Annotated in this window: 24 protein-coding genes and 1 pseudogene; 10 read left to right on the top strand and 15 right to left on the bottom strand. The window is 37.0% G+C overall.

Translation table 11 applies throughout. The annotated features are described in order from the left end of the window. Nucleotides 1-200: 200 nt before the first annotated feature. Nucleotides 201-2,789, top strand: coding sequence for an exosporium glycoprotein BclB-related protein (locus ACQKNZ_RS10580; protein ID WP_427659583.1), 2,589 nt, complete (start codon nt 201-203; stop codon nt 2,787-2,789). A 386-nt stretch (nt 2,790-3,175) separates the two neighbouring features. Here the strand turns inward: ACQKNZ_RS10580 and ACQKNZ_RS10575 are convergent, their stop codons facing one another. The 3 genes from ACQKNZ_RS10575 to ACQKNZ_RS10565 all read right to left on the bottom strand — a co-directional run bounded on the left by ACQKNZ_RS10575 (nt 3,176) and on the right by ACQKNZ_RS10565 (nt 6,320). After that, the gene (locus ACQKNZ_RS10575; protein ID WP_427659581.1) at nt 3,176-4,045 is read right to left on the bottom strand and encodes a GNAT family N-acetyltransferase; all 870 of its coding nucleotides are present in this window, start codon (nt 4,043-4,045) and stop codon (nt 3,176-3,178) included. Between the two features lie 504 nt (nt 4,046-4,549). Next, nucleotides 4,550-5,059, bottom strand: a complete 510-nt coding sequence (locus ACQKNZ_RS10570; protein WP_427659579.1) for a MepB family protein — start codon at nt 5,057-5,059, stop codon at nt 4,550-4,552. 367 nt (nt 5,060-5,426) lie between these two features. After that, complete coding sequence (locus tag ACQKNZ_RS10565) at nt 5,427-6,320, bottom strand: LysR family transcriptional regulator (RefSeq protein WP_427659577.1); 894 nt, start codon at nt 6,318-6,320, stop codon at nt 5,427-5,429. Nucleotides 6,321-6,471: 151 nt separating this feature from the next. Here ACQKNZ_RS10565 and ACQKNZ_RS10560 point away from each other — a divergent pair, with 151 nt between their 5' ends. Further along, entirely contained in the window at nt 6,472-7,638 is a 1,167-nt protein-coding gene (locus tag ACQKNZ_RS10560; RefSeq protein WP_427659575.1) for an MFS transporter, read from the top strand. 364 nt (nt 7,639-8,002) lie between these two features. On the opposite strand, the gene ACQKNZ_RS10555 is transcribed toward ACQKNZ_RS10560, so the two are convergent. The 10 genes from ACQKNZ_RS10555 to ACQKNZ_RS10510 all read right to left on the bottom strand — a co-directional run bounded on the left by ACQKNZ_RS10555 (nt 8,003) and on the right by ACQKNZ_RS10510 (nt 14,734). Next, complete coding sequence (locus ACQKNZ_RS10555) at nt 8,003-8,272, bottom strand: hypothetical protein (protein WP_427659573.1); 270 nt, start codon at nt 8,270-8,272, stop codon at nt 8,003-8,005. Nucleotides 8,273-8,552: 280 nt separating this feature from the next. After that, the gene (locus tag ACQKNZ_RS10550; protein WP_427659571.1) at nt 8,553-8,969 is read right to left on the bottom strand and encodes a DUF4181 domain-containing protein; all 417 of its coding nucleotides are present in this window, start codon (nt 8,967-8,969) and stop codon (nt 8,553-8,555) included. A gap of 158 nt (nt 8,970-9,127) precedes the next feature. Next, entirely contained in the window at nt 9,128-9,430 is a 303-nt protein-coding gene (locus ACQKNZ_RS10545) for a hypothetical protein (protein WP_336498533.1), read from the bottom strand. A 208-nt stretch (nt 9,431-9,638) separates the two neighbouring features. Beyond that, the gene (locus tag ACQKNZ_RS10540) at nt 9,639-10,058 is read right to left on the bottom strand and encodes a GNAT family N-acetyltransferase (RefSeq protein ID WP_427659568.1); all 420 of its coding nucleotides are present in this window, start codon (nt 10,056-10,058) and stop codon (nt 9,639-9,641) included. Between the two features lie 198 nt (nt 10,059-10,256). Beyond that, nucleotides 10,257-10,658 carry a DUF5412 domain-containing protein gene (locus tag ACQKNZ_RS10535; RefSeq protein WP_427659566.1) on the bottom strand — a complete coding sequence of 134 codons (402 nt, stop codon included), beginning with the start codon at nt 10,656-10,658 and terminating at the stop codon, nt 10,257-10,259. Between the two features lie 214 nt (nt 10,659-10,872). Beyond that, nucleotides 10,873-11,643 carry a GNAT family N-acetyltransferase gene (locus ACQKNZ_RS10530; RefSeq protein WP_427659564.1) on the bottom strand — a complete coding sequence of 257 codons (771 nt, stop codon included), beginning with the start codon at nt 11,641-11,643 and terminating at the stop codon, nt 10,873-10,875. Between the two features lie 496 nt (nt 11,644-12,139). Continuing rightward, nucleotides 12,140-12,541 (bottom strand): hypothetical protein, encoded by a 402-nt coding sequence (locus ACQKNZ_RS10525; protein WP_427659562.1) that lies wholly within the window; start codon nt 12,539-12,541, stop codon nt 12,140-12,142. Between the two features lie 652 nt (nt 12,542-13,193). Then, on the bottom strand, nt 13,194-14,165 hold the full coding sequence (locus ACQKNZ_RS10520) for an aldo/keto reductase (RefSeq protein WP_154310697.1): 972 nt from the start codon (nt 14,163-14,165) through the stop codon (nt 13,194-13,196). Nucleotides 14,166-14,222: 57 nt separating this feature from the next. After that, a complete protein-coding gene (locus tag ACQKNZ_RS10515) occupies nt 14,223-14,381 on the bottom strand; it encodes a hypothetical protein (protein WP_427659560.1) in 159 nt (52 codons plus the stop codon). 188 nt (nt 14,382-14,569) lie between these two features. Then, a complete protein-coding gene (locus tag ACQKNZ_RS10510; RefSeq protein WP_229654057.1) occupies nt 14,570-14,734 on the bottom strand; it encodes an SDR family NAD(P)-dependent oxidoreductase in 165 nt (54 codons plus the stop codon). A gap of 167 nt (nt 14,735-14,901) precedes the next feature. On the opposite strand from ACQKNZ_RS10510, the gene ACQKNZ_RS10505 reads away from it, so the two are divergent. Continuing rightward, entirely contained in the window at nt 14,902-15,357 is a 456-nt protein-coding gene (locus ACQKNZ_RS10505) for a MarR family winged helix-turn-helix transcriptional regulator (RefSeq protein WP_154310696.1), read from the top strand. A 132-nt stretch (nt 15,358-15,489) separates the two neighbouring features. On the opposite strand, the gene ACQKNZ_RS10500 is transcribed toward ACQKNZ_RS10505, so the two are convergent. Then, a complete protein-coding gene (locus tag ACQKNZ_RS10500; protein WP_427659557.1) occupies nt 15,490-15,681 on the bottom strand; it encodes a DUF4926 domain-containing protein in 192 nt (63 codons plus the stop codon). Nucleotides 15,682-15,756: 75 nt separating this feature from the next. Continuing rightward, on the bottom strand, nt 15,757-15,882 hold the full coding sequence (locus ACQKNZ_RS10495; protein WP_267873941.1) for a hypothetical protein: 126 nt from the start codon (nt 15,880-15,882) through the stop codon (nt 15,757-15,759). A gap of 699 nt (nt 15,883-16,581) precedes the next feature. On the opposite strand from ACQKNZ_RS10495, the gene ACQKNZ_RS10490 reads away from it, so the two are divergent. The 7 genes and pseudogenes from ACQKNZ_RS10490 to ACQKNZ_RS10460 all read left to right on the top strand — a co-directional run bounded on the left by ACQKNZ_RS10490 (nt 16,582) and on the right by ACQKNZ_RS10460 (nt 20,591). Next, nucleotides 16,582-17,388: a hypothetical protein gene (locus tag ACQKNZ_RS10490; RefSeq protein ID WP_427659555.1), complete on the top strand. Its 807-nt coding sequence runs from the start codon at nt 16,582-16,584 to the stop codon at nt 17,386-17,388. Between the two features lie 4 nt (nt 17,389-17,392). Then, a complete protein-coding gene (locus tag ACQKNZ_RS10485; RefSeq protein ID WP_427659553.1) occupies nt 17,393-17,788 on the top strand; it encodes a hypothetical protein in 396 nt (131 codons plus the stop codon). A gap of 298 nt (nt 17,789-18,086) precedes the next feature. Then, complete coding sequence (locus tag ACQKNZ_RS10480; RefSeq protein ID WP_427659551.1) at nt 18,087-18,362, top strand: winged helix-turn-helix domain-containing protein; 276 nt, start codon at nt 18,087-18,089, stop codon at nt 18,360-18,362. Between the two features lie 5 nt (nt 18,363-18,367). Beyond that, complete coding sequence (locus ACQKNZ_RS10475) at nt 18,368-18,775, top strand: hypothetical protein (protein WP_427659549.1); 408 nt, start codon at nt 18,368-18,370, stop codon at nt 18,773-18,775. After that, nucleotides 18,741-19,232: a hypothetical protein gene (locus ACQKNZ_RS10470; RefSeq protein WP_427659547.1), complete on the top strand. Its 492-nt coding sequence runs from the start codon at nt 18,741-18,743 to the stop codon at nt 19,230-19,232. The genes ACQKNZ_RS10475 and ACQKNZ_RS10470 overlap by 35 nt, the downstream gene beginning before the upstream one ends. Before the next feature lie 95 nt (nt 19,233-19,327). Continuing rightward, nucleotides 19,328-19,789 (top strand): annotated as a pseudogene (locus ACQKNZ_RS10465) (MFS transporter); the annotation flags it as partial. Further along, on the top strand, nt 19,779-20,591 hold the full coding sequence (locus ACQKNZ_RS10460) for an MFS transporter (RefSeq protein ID WP_427659545.1): 813 nt from the start codon (nt 19,779-19,781) through the stop codon (nt 20,589-20,591). The pseudogene ACQKNZ_RS10465 and the gene ACQKNZ_RS10460, both read left to right, overlap by 11 nt. Nucleotides 20,592-20,617 lie beyond the last annotated feature (26 nt).

The raw sequence follows: 20,617 nt of genomic DNA, 5'->3' as shown, positions 1-20,617 counted from the left end.
ATCATTTATCATTTCATATGGTAAAGTATGTACTCGACTATCATTTAAATATAAGGGTCTTTTCTCAGTTTTTTTAACTATCTCAGAGACATTTAGCTTATCCCTTTTCTCCTTTTCTGAATAGATTATAGACAGGACAACACTGGGATTATCATTATCGATACACAGGATTGTTCCAAAAATTATAAAGGAGAGATAAAATGTCTCAACCGAATATACCTAATATTTCCCCGACCATTACAATCACTAGAGATGATGCTATTAACCTGCTCTTAAGTTCTATTGCGATGGAAGAGTTAGGACTAGCACATATTATTAATGCCGAAGGGGAAAAATTGCAATATGCACTCGGCACATTACCTGGTCTGACCACACCAGCTTCGTTAGAGGATATCTTATTAGTTAATACCAGTGTTCAAGATACGCTAGAATTGGCAATAAAAAAAGAGCTATTACTTGATAGCAAATTGAAACAAGTGACTCAAATTACTACTGGTAGTGGAACTACTGGGGCTACCGGTAACACTGGACCTGCTGGATCTACCGGTGCTACGGGCGACACGGGAGCCACTGGGGCTACAGGCAACACAGGAACTGCTGGGCCTACCGGCGCTACGGGCGACACTGGACTTGCGGGCGCTACGGGTGCCACTGGGGCTACAGGTAACACAGGAACTGCTGGACCTACCGGTGCCACGGGCGACACTGGAGCTACAGGCAACACAGGAACTGCTGGACCTACCGGTGCCACGGGAGACACTGGACTTGCGGGAGCCACTGGGGCTACAGGCAACACAGGAACTACTGGGCCTACCGGCGCTACGGGCGACACTGGACTTGCGGGCGCTACGGGAGCCACTGGGGCTACAGGCAACACTGGAACTGCTGGGCCTACCGGTGCTACGGGTGACACTGGACTTGCGGGCGCTACGGGAGCCACTGGGGCTACAGGTAACACTGGACCTGCTGGACCTACCGGTGCCACGGGCGACACTGGACTTGCGGGAGCCACTGGGGCTACAGGCGACACTGGACTTGCGGGCGCTACGGGAGCCACTGGGGCTACAGGTAACACAGGAACTGCTGGACCTACCGGTGCCACGGGCGACACTGGACTTGCGGGCACTACGGGAGCCACTGGGGCTACAGGCAACACTGGACCTGCTGGGCCTACCGGCGCTACAGGCGACACTGGACTTGCGGGAGCCACTGGGGCTACAGGTAACACAGGAACTGCTGGACCTACCGGTGCCACGGGCGACACTGGACTTGCGGGCGCTACGGGAGCCACTGGGGCTACAGGTAACACTGGACCTGCTGGACCTACCGGTGCTACGGGTGATACTGGACTTGCGGGCGCTACGGGAGCCACTGGGGCTACAGGCAACACAGGAACTGCTGGGCCTACCGGCGCTACAGGAGACACTGGACTTGCGGGAGCCACTGGGGCTACAGGTAACACAGGAACTGCTGGACCTACCGGTGCTACGGGTGACACTGGACTTGCGGGCACTACGGGAGCCACTGGGGCTACAGGCGACACTGGACTTGCGGGAGCCACTGGGGCTACAGGTAACACTGGAACTGCTGGACCTACCGGTGCCACGGGCGACACTGGACTTGCGGGCGCTACGGGAGCCACTGGGGCTACAGGCAACACAGGAACTGCTGGACCTACCGGTGCTACGGGTGACACTGGACCTGCTGGACCTACCGGTGCCACGGGCGACACTGGACTTGCGGGCGCTACGGGAGCCACTGGGGCTACAGGCAACACAGGAACTGCTGGGCCTACCGGCGCTACAGGAGACACTGGACTTGCGGGAGCCACTGGGGCTACAGGTAACACAGGAACTGCTGGACCTACCGGTGCTACGGGTGATACTGGACTTGCGGGCGCTACGGGAGCCACTGGTGCTACAGGCAACACAGGAACTGCTGGACCTACTGGTGCTACGGGCGACACTGGACTTGCGGGAGCCACTGGGGCTACAGGCAACACTGGAACTGCTGGGCCTACCGGTGCTACGGGTGATACTGGACTTGCGGGCGCTACGGGAGCCACTGGTGCTACAGGCAACACAGGAACTGCTGGACCTACCGGTGCTACGGGTGATACTGGACTTGCGGGCGCTACGGGAGCCACTGGTGCTACAGGCAACACAGGAACTGCTGGACCTACTGGTGCTACGGGCGACACTGGACTTGCGGGCGCTACGGGAGCCACTGGTGCTACAGGCAACACAGGAACTGCTGGACCTACCGGCGCTACGGGTACGACTGGTGCAAGTGCCATAATTCCATTTGCATCAGGCCTACCAGTTGCACTCACTACGGTTGTATTAAACCTTGCAAATACAGGTGCCCTTCTTGGTTTCGGTAGTTCTGTTGCTAGTGTCAATGTTGCTGGAGCAACATTAACTCTAGGTACTGGAGGAGTTCTTGACTATGCATTTGTAGTTCCTCGAGATGGAACTGTGAATTCAATATCAGGCTTCTTTAGTACTACAGCAGCTGTTGTACTAGGATCTGCTGTAACTGTTAGAGCACAATTATACCGTGCAGCAGCTAATAGTAGTAGCTTTAGCCCAGTGGGTACTCCGTTGTTATTAACACCTGCTCTTGGGCCAATTATTGCAATAGGCGATAACAGAAGCGCTAACTCTTTAACATCAATACCAGTAATTACAGGAGAAAAACTACTCATGGTCTTCTCGATTGACCCAACAGGAATTAGTCTAATATCTACGGTTACAGGATTTGCAAGTGCCGGTATTACGATTAACTAAGTGAAATCTTATTAGATAAAATAAGAATATTGCGTGAATTTATGCGAAGGGTGTACTCAAATGTACCCCTTCTTTTTATTAGAGTACATTTGAGTACTAAACAGACAATGTATTTTAGAATTTCAAACTTGCATCAGATTAATTACCCACAGAGTATTGCAACTAGATGAGACTGCGTACATCACTCATTATCGTGCAGCAAGTATTCAAATATTTTAAGGAGCGTCTTTTTATAAAAATCGTTTAATAATATCAGCTTACTTTTTCTATCAGGGGAATACGAATAAGGAAACCAAATCGAATGACCAAAATACAGATCAGAAAGATGGTCAGGTTTAACTAAACACCCGTTACTTGAAGAAGAGACATATAAAAATATTGCTAACTTAACCAAAGATTTGTGCAGTAATAGCAAATAACTCTTTATTCCTATATGGCATATTAATAGAGTTCTTTATCATTATCGGAGGATTACCAACTTTTACAAATCCACTTTTCTCCAAGAATAACATTAACTCGTCATTATTGGAGGGCACGTCAATCCTTAACTTTCCTTTATGATTAAGAATTAACCCATCGATTATTAAAGCAGCTGTTTGTGTATCTGGTGCTACAATAGGTCCTATTAATAGATTTATTGGTCCTAATATGGATAATCCGTATCCAATAATCTTCCCCTTTAGATTTCTAACAACTAAACATTTTTTTGATTGATTTATCCTGTTAAGAAGTAATTTTCTTCTCTTATCACCAAATGCAGCCGAATCTAATTCAATAATTTCATTAATATCATTCTCACTGTATTTCTCTAAGGTAATTTCTCGATTATTAAACAATTTAGTTGGAATATAGTTATCACTTAAAAACTTATGTACATGGTCGACAGTATTAAAACCCAATTTTTCATATAAGGGTTTCCCATCTTCAGTTGAAATTAACATTATTGAGGTATTTTGAGAAAAACTGTCTATACATTTTTGAGTAGCCTTTTTTCCTAAGCCTAAACCTCTATATTTTTCATTAACAATAACCATACCAATTGAAGCTAAATCAGTATCATAAGGTATTATTGCAGCACTCGAAACAATTTTCCCATCAGCATTTTTATGTCCGTATATTTTACCAGATGACATAACAGTTCTAATTTCATGCTCATCATAATCCCAATCAACTGATGCAGAAAGTTCTATTAAACCTAAGACATCATATTTATCAAATTCCACTAATTCTAATACTGTTTTATTGTCTGTATGCATTAGAAATCCCCCTAGTTTTAATACTATTCTTATCATAATTTCCTATCTAGCCTTATTCAACTAAACTGCACCGTTAGCCATTCATGTAGCGCAAAACCAGCGCTACACCACAGAGGATGAAAAAGTTAAAAATTTGTATAGGATACTATGGCTGGCGAAGAAGGTCGATCAACTATGGTGCCATTGAGCCCATCCGTTAGTCTGACTCCAACGACCACGGTGCATCACAGACTGTCGCACTCTATACGAGTAGCACTCATGGGAGATTAATCCTACTCTGGTTACTGCACTAGCCTTGCCTTTATTCTTACAAGAATATGGAGTTGATTCTTGATTTACCTTTTAACTTAATATAAACATTCTAAGGCTCAGCTTTTTTAAAAAAAGCAATTTCTGAGTCTCTTTTGTTATGCATTTTTGTATATTTTGAGCATTTTTTAATTTTCATGGGAGTAGAATAAGAATATAGACACTTATTAAACAATAACGCTCGTTTGCATGGGATTAAAGCGAATACAGTTCTATTATTTTGTCTATGGGTAATTTACTCGGATCACTCATATCAACAAAATAAGGCAACTGCCAGTTTTGAGTTTTCATCGCTTGCTCACTAGTCGGTTTATCCCAGCTAGAATAAACTCTTATTGCCATTTTCCCCTTTGTTGAACTGGACCTAAGAATATTATGTTTGAAAAGAATTTCTTTTGGAAAAATAAATTGTCCAAAATCACTATCATCTTTAAAAGTAGTTATAACTAATAAATCAGGTGCTTCCTCATATGTAAAGGGTTGGTTTTTATTATTTTCGTCTATTTCCCAAAATGCAACAAACTGCCCTACTTTGGTGGGGGTTATATTTGCAACTCTGAAACGAACTGTTCTCGAAGATAACCGAAATGTACCAGCACCATACTTAGAATTTTGCTTTTCTTCTTGAACCGACTGTACAGTTAAGTCATTTGGCTCGTAAATCATTTTATTTACATAATTTAATGCTGTATAAAAATCATTCATTATTCCACCCCTTAAATTTCCAACAATCGAACCCGATTGTTGAATACAAGTTAAACAACACTCTTAAACTAACCTGCCCCGTTAGTTTAAGTGTAACATTTCACAATACTTCACAATCTTTTTTACGCCTTGTTCAAAATACTTCCAAACCGTTGTTGTAACTGACTTTCAAAGAACTTGCATAAAACCGTGTATAAATAATGTTCATAGGAAAAGCCACAAAATGTTGATTTAACAATATTTTGTGGCCTTTTAATGTACTCCCAAACTTTCATTTTGGAACGTTTTTTGTATAGAAAATTAATGAAATTTTACTTATGAAGAGAATTCAAATTTCAATCTAATCACACAATAGATACCTGAAATTTTACTGTTCCACTATATAGGTTTGAAATTCATCCGTAAATTTATTAGCAATCGTTGTTAATGGATAATCATTGATACTAATAATACATGGCGTAATTTCTTCCTTTACATTTTCAATCGATAAGCTCTTTACACCGTTTTCAAACACTGTATGCACTTCTGATTGTGGAAGTACAGCAATCCCAACTTCTTCTGCCACAAAATTAAGCAATGTAAAGACATCCTTGCATTCTAATACGATATTCGGTTCTAAATTTTTACTCGTAAAATAATTGAGTATAGTTTCATGTGCAAAATAACCATCCATTGGACCAAGCATTAAAATGGGGTAATCGTTTAAATTTTCTAATGACATAACATCTAAATACCTATCCTCATACCATTTAATCGGCATAACGACTTTAAAAGATTCAGCATGTAATTTAATGACATGGTAACGTTGCGTATTCAAAGGCAATACCATTAACGCCAGCTCAATTTTATGATTGGCTAGTAAATTTTCTAAATAGCTGGAATCACCTTCATATATCTTAATGTACACATTCGGATATTTGTTACGGAATGATTTGACTACTTTAGGCAGTAGCTTCAAGCAGCTCGATGATACACCTATGGCTAACGTACCTTTTACGCCTTCTTCAACCATTAATATCTCATTACTAATATGTTCCATCTCTAACAATGTTTTTTTTGCAAACTCATACAACATACGACCCGTTTCAGTAATCTCCCAATCCGAACGATAGCGCTTAATTAAAATCGTATTTAGCTCAACTTCTAATCGTTTTAACTGCTGACTTAATGGTGGTTGCGCCATATGCAGTTTATTTGCTGCATGCGTAATACTACCTTCATCCACAATCGTTTTAAAGTATTTTAACTGTCTTAAATCCATGATTGCACCTCGTTCATATCAAAAACATTATAGATATACAACAATATCAATATTTTTAATATATATAATTTCTTGTTATGATAATAACATAAGTTTTTATCACATACATGATTTCATACTTTGAATTTCAAAAAAGGAGACGTTATTATATATGAAAGAAAAATTATGGACAAAAGATTTTGTCAGCATTACGCTCATTAACTTTTTCTTAATGCTGACTTTTTATTTATTAATGGTCACCATTTCTGTTTTCGCAGTAAATGAATTTCAGTCAAATGCAAGTGCAGCTGGATTTGCATCGAGTATTTTCGTTATTGGGGCATTAGTTGGACGCCTATTCGGTGGACGCTATATTGATAAATTAGGTCAGAAAAAACTTTTACTAATCGGCATTGGTATTATGATTATGACAGCCATTGTCTATTTCTTCGTTGAGAGTTATATAATGCTTAGTATTATACGTGTGATTCATGGGATTGCCTTTGGGATTGCCGGTACTGCGACAGGTACAATCGTCGCTCAAGCCGTTCCAACAACGCGTCGTGGTGCCGGTATTGGCTATTTTGCTTTAAGTATGACCGTCGCTACGGCGATTGGTCCATTTATCGGAATGTTTATTTTAGCTCACTTTGCATTTAACTATATTTTTATTTTCTGTTTAGTATGTGTAGTCATTAGCTTCCTCTTATCTTTAATGATTAAAGTAAAAGAACTACCAGAAGAAAAACATGAAGAAGAGCCTGGTCGTGGTATTTTCAAATTCATTGAGAAAAAAGCAGCACCTGTATCATTAGTCGCTGCAGTAACAGCATTCTGTTATGCGGGAATTATTTCTTTCCTATCATTCTTTGCGAGTGAACATAGCTTAACGGAAGCTGCTAGTTTCTTCTTTGTTGTGTATGCCGTTGCGGTTCTTGTTTCTCGCCCGTTCACCGGTAAATTATTTGATAATAAAGGGCCTAACTCGATTATGTACCCTGCCATCATTTCATTCGCTATTGGGATGTTTATGTTAAGCCAGGCGAATAATGCCATCACCTTATTAATTGCAGGGGCATTTATTGGATTTGGTTATGGTACGTATATGTCTAGCAGCCAGGCAGCAGCGATTAAAGAGGTATCTGCACACCGTGTTGGCTTAGCCACTGCCACATTCTTTATCTTAACAGATATTGGTTTAGGCGTTGGACCTTTCCTTCAAGGTTATCTCGTGCCATCAATAGGCTATAATGGTTTATTTTTAATTCTTGGGATTCTTTTAGTGTTATGTCTACCATTACATTATTTCTTATATGGTAAACACGCTAAATTATCATAAATAATTTCGAATGCTGCTTCGAATAAATCTATCAAGAGCTACGCTTATCCTTCATATTGAGGACAAGCGTGACTCTTTTTTGTCAATGATTCATATCACATAAATGAAGTGTCTTTCATACAGAAGTATTAGAGGGAAAAAGCTACCAAAGCGTCGTTTGGAAACGTTTCTTTACTTAGTAGTTGTAAATCTGACTATAATCCTTGTTCAACTAACCTGCTCCTTTAGTTTAAGTGTAACATTTCACAATGCATATCTGGGATCAACTTGATATTTTGGACATAAAAATAGACCATCTAAATGATGGCCATATTTTGCTAAGTACCCGTTAGTGGAAGAAGAAGGGATATTTTAAGTTACCACTTTACTTAAAGTCATTTACCCAAAACCAATATCGACCAGTGTTTATTTTATTGTTTGCTATTAATAATATAATGGGAATAATGGCTAAGATAATATATAAAGCTATAAATGTTGATGTTTGTAGAATTTCTAATTTTTCAACTATTGTCATACAAATTATTAATATTCCTGTAAATAAGTTTGGAAAAACTAACCCTTTCTGATAAGATTGAAACTTTTCCTCACCTAAAAGAATTCTTGTTTTTTTGGATAAGAAATAGTCACTCTTCATTAGTTGTTAGTAATTAGTCCTATCTTTTGCTTCCATAATTATTATATATCTGTTAAAGCAAAAACTTCTTCCTGTATTTAACCAAACTATTTTTTATTGGATTAGGTCAACTATAATATCAACTAGAATCAATTTTATTATTCGATTCGCTAGCTTATCGTAATAATTTTAATAGGTCTTGAATGATGCTTTAACACAACAGTTCAAAAATGAAATAGCTTAAATCTTTGTTACGTAGTATCAAGTCAATTATGTAATAAATTGATATTGTGTTATTGAACTAAACTGCACCGTTAGTGAAATAATTTAATAAGAAATCAAACATTATAATTATGGCAATTAAGATTAAAGCCCCCTCGCTAATAGTTAGGATATATTGTTTGGGGTTCTGCGAATATTTACATTCAAAAAATGCCCTTACTGCATAATCTAATACAATGTAGAAAAACGATGCATTTATTATCAGGTTTATCGAATAATCTTCAATTATGATTAAGATATTGATAACGATAAATGCAATCGTAGAAGTAATTCTGATAGCCCAATCAATTTTTCTATGCAATTCGTTTATGTGATTGTAAGAAAAAAAGGATTTTTTTTCTTTCTCTATTTTCAATAATTTTCTCAAAAGTAACTTAACTATTGTATTTAAAACAAACACAATCAATAAAAAAAATGCGAGTTTTAACCAAATCATACAATACCCCCTTGTTAAACGAAACAGCACCATTAGCTTAAGTGTAACATTTCATAATGCATGTCTGGGATCAACTTGATATTTTGGACATAAAAATAGGCCATCGAAATGATGGCCATATTTTGCTAAAGCACCCGATACTTGAATAAGGCTTATTATTAAGAATTCCTGTTTTTCCATTGTTCATCAGTCCAAGGAAAACTTGAATATTGGATTAGATGAAACCCATTTATTTTTAAAATTCTTTGTGCTTCTTCTGAAAAATTGTAGGCAATAGCAATTTTTTTACTATCCGAGCTTTCTAGTTTTTCAATACCTTTTGTAGCTTGTGAAAAGGTAACTACAAATTCATCCTTAGGGTAATATATTGCAGAGACAATCTCATCACTATGCTTCATTTGATTTCCGTATTTTTTTGGCAAAGCGTTAATTATTTTTGTAAATGACTGATTTTTAAACAATGAGAATTTTATATTATATTCCCCTTTCTCATACTAAGTTTTATTGAAGACTAATGCCCTGGTAATTCGAATTTCACCCTTTTTATATCTCGTTTTATATATTTTTTTGTTAAACTAACCTGCTGCGTTAGTTGAAGAACAATAAAGGCTGTCTACTGACAGACCTGTTCTACTAAGTCATCGCATTAGTTGAATAAATCAGAATTACTTATGTTGATTTAAAGTAAATTATCTCTGGATCACCTTCGTCTAAATTTTCAACAAATCCACTTTGGATAAATCCATTTACTTTAAATACCTCTTGCATTCTTTTATTTGATTGATTGGTTGAAGAGAATATTTTCTTAGTTGGCGATATGCTTATAAAATACTCCAAAAGGGATGTTGCATATCCCTTTCGTCTTTCAGTCGATTTAACTATTATCAAGGATATGAAGCTACAATCAAAGAAGTGAGTATCAAAAATTAAAAATCCTACAATTGAGAACTCGTTTTTAACAACTATACACCTTTCTTCCTCAATAGCTTTTCTTATGTATTTTCGTCTGCTATCACTACCAGTTACTTCTCTATCAATATTCACTATTTCATCTATATCGTTTAGTTGAGATTTAATCAAAGATTCCATATTAAAGTTCCCCTCATTGAAATTTGACATTATAAAAACATTTCCTTATTGAACTAACCTGCTGCGTTAGTTCAATAAGAAAAAGCTACCCTTTCAGGCAGGCATTTGTTCAACTAAAGCACCTAGTTAGTCTAGTAATTCAACAAAAAGTAGTGCTAATAATATTTTGATTTGAGCCTTTAGTTTTCTATAAAATTATCATTGATTTCTAAAATCAAATTTATCCCTTTTTACATCTAACGTATGTCCATTAATTTCTACTGTGTTATTGTCTATCCAAGAAATAGTTGCGGTGTCTTCTCGATTGTTCCAATAGATATTTTTAGTTTTATTATCTTTATCATTTAATACCAACTCACCACGAACAGAATATGCCGTTGTTGCCCCCCCATTGGTGACATATGCTTTTAATGTGTACTTTCCATCAGGTGATATCTCTTCTGTTAGATATTCTCCAGTTGGTAACCTGTTCATATCAAAAAAAGCCCAGTAAACTCCGTATCCGACAAGTGCAATAAATAACAAACCAAAAATTAAGAGAACCTTTAGCAATGCATTAAATTTCTTTTTCTTATTTACATTTGATTTATTATGTTCCAAGTCCATATCCCCTTCCCGTTGAAATTAACTAAAAATTCTAACCCATATAATGTATACGTTAACTAAGCAGTAAAGTTCCAATTACATAAATTCTTAATCAACTAAACTGCACCTTTAGTTGATTAAGAAAAAAGGCTTTACTCCTTCTTGAAGTAAAGCACCCTAGTTGAATTAGATTTTCTTGTACTTGCTTAATTAATCTACATTATATGAATTATATTTTAATATAGACAGAATATTCTTTCATATTAATAAAACCTAATTTACTACCTAAATTGATTGAAGCAACATTATCAACATCACAATCCCAACGAGGTTGAATATTTCGGGAAAGACAATGATCTATGAATTGTTCAGCTACAATATTTGCTAACCCTTTTCCTCTATAATTTGAGTCGGTTATTATATCTACTTCCGCATAATTTTTAGATTTAAAAATGGAAACTCCTTCACTAATAACCCTCTCTCCATCCTTCACACAAAAACCAATCCCATTTTGAAGAAAATTATCTGTGGAATCCCAATATTCATCGTAGTATTTTTTATCAAATTCCAAACAATGATCTATAAGATATTGATTAATATTAGTTACGTCAAATTCACTAATATCACTTCTTTTTCTATTTTTATATGCCATTAAATCAAAAGAAAAACCATAACGTTGTATTTTTCTTATTTTCTTCTCAAGGCATTTTTCAATTGCCTGATTCCAAGTAGGTTCAGAAGAAAACAATGTAAATCTTTTCCCCTGATTAACTGATGCCTCGTTTACTCTAACTATGTTCTTAAGAAATAGCTCATCAGATGATTGCCCTGTAACGTAATACAATCCTGAATCGGTGTTAATAAGCAATGATTCATAATTGGTGGAATCTGCACGCACCGTTCCTTTAATAATGCAATCTAATACGCTAAAAACAAATGTTGGTGCTTCTTTAATTTTCTCCTTTATTAAATTAAAATCTTCTTTTGGTACCGTAATCATTTCGTTAAACCTCCATCAAGCCTACAATAGAATATTTTTAGTTCTTATATTTAACACACCTGCTTCGTAGTTTAAATGAAACCCTTCTCAATACATAGATATTTTACCATAAACATCCAACAAAAAAATCACCTCTCAGTTAACTAGAGAGGTGATTTTAACGTTCTTTTATAAATAACAGTGACCTACTTTAATGTTAAGTTACTAACTATAAAATTCCCCCATAAACCTGACATAATCAATAGAAAAAAATCCTGAACTAGTATATTTGCATCTATCGAATGGCTAATTTTTATGTTTAGTTCAATAAGAAAAAGCTACCTTTTAAAGGCAGCTCGTCGTAATGCTTATTTCGAATTTGTTTATGTAGATATTCGTATATAGCCCGAGGGGTAATAATTTTGAAAAATATAAAGTTATTCCTAATGTATTTTGTTACTTGTTGATGTTTGAAGAAATCTTCTATATTAATCATTGTATCCCTAAAACAAGATATCTACTTTGATTTGAGTTTAAATACTAAGGTTACATAACCAACAATAGAAGACCCAATAAAAAGAGTATAATATCCTGATAGATCAGCTATTACTCCTGACAAAATAGCCCCTATAGCTTGTCCGAGTGCAAGTGTTAAGAACGGCACACCTAGCCCAAAGGATGGATTAGTCTTAAATACGGAAATCCCCCATACTAATAAGACCCCTGTCATGAAAATATAAGAGCTTCCAAAAAGAACTGGTGATAGGTACCATATTATATTGTTCTCTGGGTAAATTCCAAGGATTAGGGAGGAGGTAGAAAGTACTAAAATAGAAATCCTGTACGCACTCATTAAACCAAACTTATCTATAAAAGCACCAGAAGTTCCACCTAATAAACCTGCTAGTCCAATAATCACCCAAAACCACTCCCCCCTTTGTTATTACTTAATGCTATAGTAAATAGAAAACTTATCTTACTAAACTCCCCATTGTATAAATTCGAAAAAAAGGTGCAGATGCTTCTCCTTCTCTAAGGTTGGCACCATTTAGCATAAAACTAGAGTTACTATTTCTTCGCTTTAGATTTAGATACAAAATACATTAGTGGTCCTCCAAAAATAAGTCCCGCTGCTGCTATACCAAGAAAAACAGCTGTATACGAAAAAAATTCAATATCCTTTCCTAAAATAAAATCTAAAAAAATACGAAGAACGGTAATAATTGTAGGTAATATCAGTGTCCAAAATTAATTAGTATACTAAATAAAACCATCAGAAGAGTTTTACTTTTATACAATTTCATCACCCTTAATTATATTTAGGGTTAGTTTATCCTGTTCAGTTAAAATCATTCCTTGTTAAACTAATGTTGCTTTAGTTTAATAAGAAAAAGGCTTTACTCCTTCTTGAAGTAAAGCCCCTGTTTGTTTAAGTGTATTCCTTCACAAATTAACCCTTTTTATAATTCTTTTATTACAAGAGTGCTAATGTTTATCCTGAGCAATTAAGAAAGAAATTATAAAAAAGAGCGAACACCTTTTAAGTGTTCACTCTAATCGCAGTTGTGTATCTATACCAATGGATGTGGTACATAAAGTTCTTCTAAACTCTTAATCTCTTCAGATGTCAATTTAACTGATAAAGCCGACACTGCATCTTCGAGATGGCTTATCTTGGTCGCCCCTATTATCGGTGCTGTGACCTCTTCCTTTTGTAACAACCATGCAAGTGCGACCTGTGCGCGTGGAATACCTCGATTCGCAGCAACCTCTGCCACTCTTTCAGCCACTTTACGATCGGCTTCTTCTGTCTTGGTAAACAGGGCCTTTGCTACTTGGTCATTCTCTGATCGAGAGGTCTGCTCATTCCAATCTCGAGTTAATCGACCTGCAGCAAAAGGTAAATATGGCGTAACGCCAACTCCATCATCTTTACAAAAAGGCAGCATTTCTCTTTCTTCCTCTCGATAAAGCAAATTAAGTCTATTTTCCATTGAAATGAAACGAGTCCAACCGTTGCGTTCCGCCACATGTTGAGCTTTTGCGAACTGCCAAGCTGACATGGAGGATGCCCCGATATATCTTACCTTTCCTGCCTTAACTAGATCATGTAGTGCCTCCATTGTCTCTTCAATCGGTGTGTTAGGATCATATCGATGGATTTGATACAAATCGATGTAGTCTGTACCCAAGCGTCTTAGAGTATTATCAACTTCCGTCATTATCGCTTTGCGGGAAAGCCCCATTGCATTTGGACCTTTACGCATCGGAACGAATACTTTTGAAGCAATTACAACTTCGTCACGGCGAGCGAAGTCCTTTACTGCTTGTCCAAGAATCTCTTCACTTGTGCCGTCAGAGTACATATTTGCAGTACTAAAAAAGTTTATGCCTAATTCAAGGGCTTTTTTTATGATTGGTCTGCTCTTTTCTTCATTTAGTGACCATGGCGCATTTCCTCTTTCAGGTATTCCGAAGCTCATGCTTCCAAGACATAGTTCTGAAACATCCAAGCCAGACTTTCCGAGTTTTATATATTCCATTTGTATAACTCACTCCTTCTGTAATTATCGAAAAATTAATGATTATCTTTTTTTAAATCAAGTCTTTGAAGGGCTATAAACTGCACCGAACTTTTCACGATGCGTATTGTTCGGTGCAGCGTTGAGTGTCAGCAATCCTGAACCACTAGATACGTTGACGATGCTTGTAGCAGGTGGTTTACGAGGAAGCCATAAACATCGCTTTTGTGATAGCAATTACACCAAATACGTTTGTCTCCAACACCATGCGTACCTCTTCGATAGATGCAACACTTGGTTTCCTGACTTACCTACCTCTTCAAGCTTCCTTCCAGGTTCCCTCCATGAGATATACCCGAATTGTTGATAAGTACGTCGAGACGACCTAACTCTCTACGGATACATTCTGCTGCGTCGATAGAATGCTAATCGGTAACATCAAGCTGGATGGCCGGTGCATCTGCCCCAACGCTAATTGCAGCTTTTTTCCCTTTTTCAAAATTTCGTGATCCAACAAGGACAGTGAATCCGTGTGCCGCAAGATCCGTTGAGATTTGAAGACCAATCACTTTATTGGCACCAATAACCAAGGCGACTGGTTTATTATGCAATGTTAAACTCTCCTTTCTGTATGCTTCTTTTGTCGTTAGAGATAAATTCTTCTAACATATCAGCCATTCCATTTAAGGTTGACACGTCAACCTTAGTACACTTTACCACCTTGTGGTTGACACGTCAACAATGTTATACTCCATTTATGAATAAAAAAATGATAAGTAAAGAAGAAATGCAAATATGGCATATGTGGAAAAGTTCTTATAAGAACATTTTTGGAAGCGTAGTAAAAGACATGTTCGAGAAAACTGGGCTATCGGAGGGTGACTTTGGTATATTAGACCGATTGGATCTTTATGGAAAAGGTAGACTACGCCAACAAGAATTAGCAGACTCGATGGATTGGACCAAGAGTCGTTTATCCCATCATTTAACGCGAATGGAAAAACGGGGACTTGTTTTAAGGGAACCAATAGAAACTGAGCGAGGAGTCCAGGTAATCATTACTTCGGTGGGAAAATTAGCATTGGATGATGCCCGCCCTGTAGTTTCCATGGCAATACGCGAGTATTTTTTAGATTTATTAACCGAACAAGATATTGAGTCGATTACTAATCTGGCGGAAAGAACAAAAGCAAAGTCTTCCATTGGCTTGTAAAGCCCCACCATCTTAATTGTGTTTTTTGATGTTCTTTAGACGATAGGTAATAAAAAAGCTGATTTTCCTAATTTGGAAGATCAGCTTTTCTACTTTATGAAGAAATGTACTTAAGCTATCCTGCCCCTTAAGTTAAATAACTTCCAGTATATCGGTTGGTAAAGCACCCAGGAAAAGAGTGATTCCGTTACTGTCTGATATTTCAACTTCGCAATGAGTTCCATCGTATACTTCTAATATGTATCCAACTTGTCCCTTTGAGAATTTTAAGTCAGATATGTCTTTTAGAATTCTTACTTTATCAAATTGGTTCACCACGTACATATCCTGCATAAAAAATTATTCAATAAACCTTCCCTCTAGCACATTAAGAAAAAAGATGCTGCCCCACTTATACCTTTAATTAACAAGCACCCATGTTAGCACAATCAAGAATTGCTTATTTAGTAAATGTACAATGGATGTAAATTTCATTTTGGGATCAGATTTTGCTAATTCTGCTATCCTTAATAGTTTTGTTTCCATTTAGTATTCCTACCTCCGCGTGTAGTAAATGTGTCCCTAGTAAGGGTGATAACTTGGTAGCAGCCTTTCCTCCATCGGCATTACCCAACTTCATTGATACTATGCTGCTATCCGACTCCCTACAACGGCATTTGGTTTCCTTGCTTATTATCACTTGTACACCATACACCATACTCTTCTATAAGAAGAGACCGGTAGTATCTCCCGAGTTGCCGTATTATATCCATGTGTGACGTGCCAAGGTCTCTGACCCCAGAGAGGTTTTATCCTTCTTGCCTCTATCGAAGAATAAAATGTAGCTTTCTACCGCAGGTAAGGCATCAGCCCTCTCGATTTACTAACATGATGGAGCTCAATCCCTTCAACCATTTGGCTTTCTCGGCCCGCCACCTAACTGTCTTCCCTTAAAGGCTAATGTTACCATTAGCCCTCCAAGACTCGCTACGAGTGAATGGCTAGTTCTTTCTCGACGGGAATCCCACCCGCTATATGATACGACCTAGGCTCGGCCGCACACCTGCACCGTTAGTTTAATAAGAAAAAAGGTTTTATCGAACTTATTGGAGAACAATTGTAGGCGGGCTGAGGAGAGAGAAACTTGTGGAGAAGTTTTAAAATAAAACAAATGGGTTAAATGATGAAAAAGCTTATTTTTAACTATATAATATAAGAAACTCAAGTAAATTGGACGTGAGATGCATGGAAGAAATTCATATACCAGCAGATGCTATTCGTATTATTAGTACTTCAAGTAAAGGTGACCAATCAAAATGGTGTGTCGGAGATAAGTGGGTTAAACAAAATACTCGTGGCTACGAGGGACAAGCCGAAGTATTAGCATCACTTGTGTTAGCATGCTCTACATTTCAAGAAAAAGATTATGTAAACTACTATCCTTGTAAAATTATTTTACCAAATGGTGAAACTTCCATGGGCTGTTATTCGCAGGATTTCAGAGGTAAACTACAAGAAGTCACGCTTGAGCGTTTATTTGAGGCAAACTTTACAACGACCGACCATATCCTTAACGATAAATCTCTTTCTACACAAGAAAAGTTTGAGCAAATTATGCAACAAGTGCAGGACTTTACCGGACTGAATGTACGAGAAGATATTGCTCAACTACTAGCGTTTGATGCACTCATATTAAACGAAGATCGTCATACGAATAACATTTTATTCTTATACAACCCTGTTAACAAAGTATGGAGGCTCGCACCGATTTTTGATAATGGACTAAGTTTACTATCCGATGAAAAGGACTATCCACTAGGTAAGCCTTTATCAATTTTAAAAAGAAAAGTGAAAGCAAAACCATTTAACGCAAGCTTTACTAAACAGCTCGCACTCTATACAGGTTCAGCATTCATCTATAAAGCTAAATTATTAGAAACACTAAAAATAAATGCAATTGATTTTGGTCGAGCACAACAAGTGTTACTATCACAGTTAAACGACCCTATCTTCAAACATCTTTTCATTGAAGGAAGTGAATCAAATGATTGATTATATGAAGTTCGACGTCATGTGGATGGACGATGTAATTGCCACAGTTGATTTAAAACCCGCAAATGGTGGCACACCTTATGTCGTGAACTATATAGTAGACTTTAATAAACAATTTTCACCGATTATGGAAGGTCATATTACGCTAGAAGAACTGGAGAAGTGGCTTAAATGGCGTACGTTTCCACCAACACGTGCCAATGCCGATGAGTTACTCAAGAGTCTTGGTTTGCAAACGTATAACCGGTGGGGAATTGTGCGACAAACTCATGGTATTATGGCAGATGATGAAATTTGGCTTCGTTTTAATGGCGAAACTTTAACACATAAGGATGTTTGCCTCCGTAAAGACCTTTATTATCCTGATTCATCAGGTGAAAATACCCAAATAATTATCTAATTTAAAAGCCGCTGCTTCAATGAGCAGCGGTCTTTTTGTAGACTAATAATCTACAATCTAGTAATTAGTATCAATATACATTTAGGCTATGAGTGCTTTTCCAACCTTATTAACCGAAATTGTGGCTATACTCTACCTTAAATTAAAATACCAAGTAGTTGAAAAGGTAATATAACTTCAATAAATTCTCATATCCGCAATCTTCTTTTAAGGTATATTTAATGAGAAGAGAGATACGAATTAACTATCTGTTAAAATGAACTATAAAAAAATCTTCCAATTTTGTTGAGGTGAAAGAGTGGAGAAAATCAAGTTTTCCAACACAGGTCATAAAGTAAATTATCGTTCCGAAGAAATAATTTTTCTACCGAGAGAATTTCAATTGTTTAAATTTTTATATCAATATCCTTCACGAGTTTTTTCGAGAGAGGAACTTTTGAATGCTGTTTGGCCAATGGAAGATCCAGTAGATAGAACAGTGGATGACCATATTTATAGAATTAGAAAAAAATTGAACCTCTATCATCAGTGGTTAATATTGAAACGGTCAGGGGGCAAGGTTACCTTCTGCTAACCAAAGTGGTACATGAGAGTCCCTTATTAAAGGATGAAGAGGTATCCATACAAGTTAAAAACCTTTTTCAGAAATATCATCGCTTTGGGCAGGGAGATGCTCTAAAGCTGTTACAAGAAAACCAGGATGTGTTCAGTTTTCAAATCGATTTGCCTAACCTTCTGTATCTCCATTTCATGAAAGGAGATTTCAGTTGGTTCCTTGAGCAACAGAAGGATATCCCCTTTTGGGAAAAATGCTATTATTTGTTACACATCTATTCATTAATTGGATTAGACAAGACAAAGTGTCTCGATTATTTTACGTTTGCTCTATCTGTTGAAGAGATACCTGAATATCATCGATTAGAAATAAAGTTGTTTAAATCGCCTCTCATTATTGATATTCACAAATCAACTTGGAGAATCAGTTAACCTTCTTCGTCAGTCTAAAATAGAAATATATGAAAAAAATATCGAAGAATTCATACCGTTGATTTCACTCTCGGAACTCTATATTGCCTTACTTCAAAAGGATTTTGAGGAGATAAAGGTAAAGATAGAAGAAACGGAAAAAAAACTAATAAATTATCCCTATTTAAGAGAAAATGCGAATTTTTCAATCGTTAAAGGGATTTACTGCCTTCTTAAAAAGAAAAAATCTAAAGCTGCAGATTATTTTAATGAAGGATTTCAACTGCTTCAGGAAGCAAAGTACGTACCAGGTATGTTAATAAATATAAACATTATTTTGTTCTTCATTGAAGAATATGGATTGAATGGGAGATTACAGACTTACTATCAAGAGTTACAGAAAAAGTATATGAAAGATTACAACTTAAATGAATTACATAGCAAAATTGAAATTCAGTTAAAACACCACTTAAAATAATTGGTCAATATTTTTTTATTTTTGTTTCCTCTGATATTCCTCTGATATTTACACGTTATGCTCTTATTAGAGTTACTAACCTGGAGGGATAATTGATGAACAAGGAAGTATCAATATGGCGAAATGGAAATTTTATCAAATTCTTTTCTGCTAATACTTTAGCCAACCTAGGAAACTGGTTTGACTTTGTTGGGGTACTAATCTTATTCAGGTATACATGGAAGGCTGACCCTATGCTGATTGCTCTAATCCCTATCATGTATGCCATTCCTAGTATCCTTTTAGGACAATTTGCAGGTGTATTTGCAGACAGAAAAAATAAGCGGAAAATTCTTATCTATTCTGATTGGTTTCGCGCAGTGTTAACTTTGTTGCTTGTTTTTACTCCTACACCCTGGCTTGCTCTGCCAATTCTGTTTCTACGAAACACTGCGGGAGTGATAAGCCTTCCTGCACAGCAGGGATTGATGAGAAATATAGTTGACGAAAAAAACATCATGAAAGCAATCACTATTAATGGTAGTCTGTTACAGTTAGTAAAGGTTATTGGACCGCTCATGGGGGGGGTCAATCGCAGGAATTTTTTCTCCAAACTTTTCAATTGCATTAAACGCGATAGCTTTTACTATTTCTGGAATACTTCTTACCCGAATCAAGGTACAAGAAAACGAAACAAGTGTAGAAATAGAAGCCACACAATCTGGGGTTCTTCGCTCTTGGAAGGAAGGTTGGTATATTGTTTTAAAAAGCAAAATCCTTTTGGCAAGTATCATATTTGGGATATTCAGCACCCTAACCATACAAATGATCGACGCACAAATTGTAACTTTGTTCAGTGAGGTGTTTCCTAACAAACCTGGGTTTACCGGTTGGGCAATTTCCGGTATTGGAATCGGATCGCTCTTTGTGGTTATAATACTAAGCAGACTAAAAAAAATCTCTAATGGTTGTTTTTTTGGTATCGGAAGTCTTCTAATTGGTGTGATGACTGGAGGTTTTGGATTCCTATTGAATTACAATTTCATAGCACTGGCAATATTTCTTTCAATTATCGGTGGAATTGGAAATGGTTTAACTTTTACTGCCATAAATTATCTCATTCAAACTGAACCACCTAAGGAAGCAATAGGAAGGGTTACCGGTATAATAGATTCACTAATGAGTATCCTTTTTATTGCTGGACCTCTTTTCGGCGGACTATTAATAACACAATTAGGGGTACTATCCGCCTTTAAAACAATCGGTCTCGGACTATCCCTTATTGGTATGATTGGTATATTCCTGCAAAGTCTTATCTGGAAGCAAAACAAACCAGAAAAAGTACAAATTAAAGTTAAAGTGGGAAATAAATCGTGTTGAACCGAGGTAATGTTTTCAATAATATC

This window comes from Psychrobacillus sp. NPDC093200, from assembly GCF_050280345.1.
GTDB lineage: Bacteria > Bacillota > Bacilli > Bacillales_A > Planococcaceae > Psychrobacillus > Psychrobacillus faecigallinarum.
Note: the sequence above shows the minus strand (reverse complement) of the source record. Positions and strands in the feature narration are given on the sequence as shown.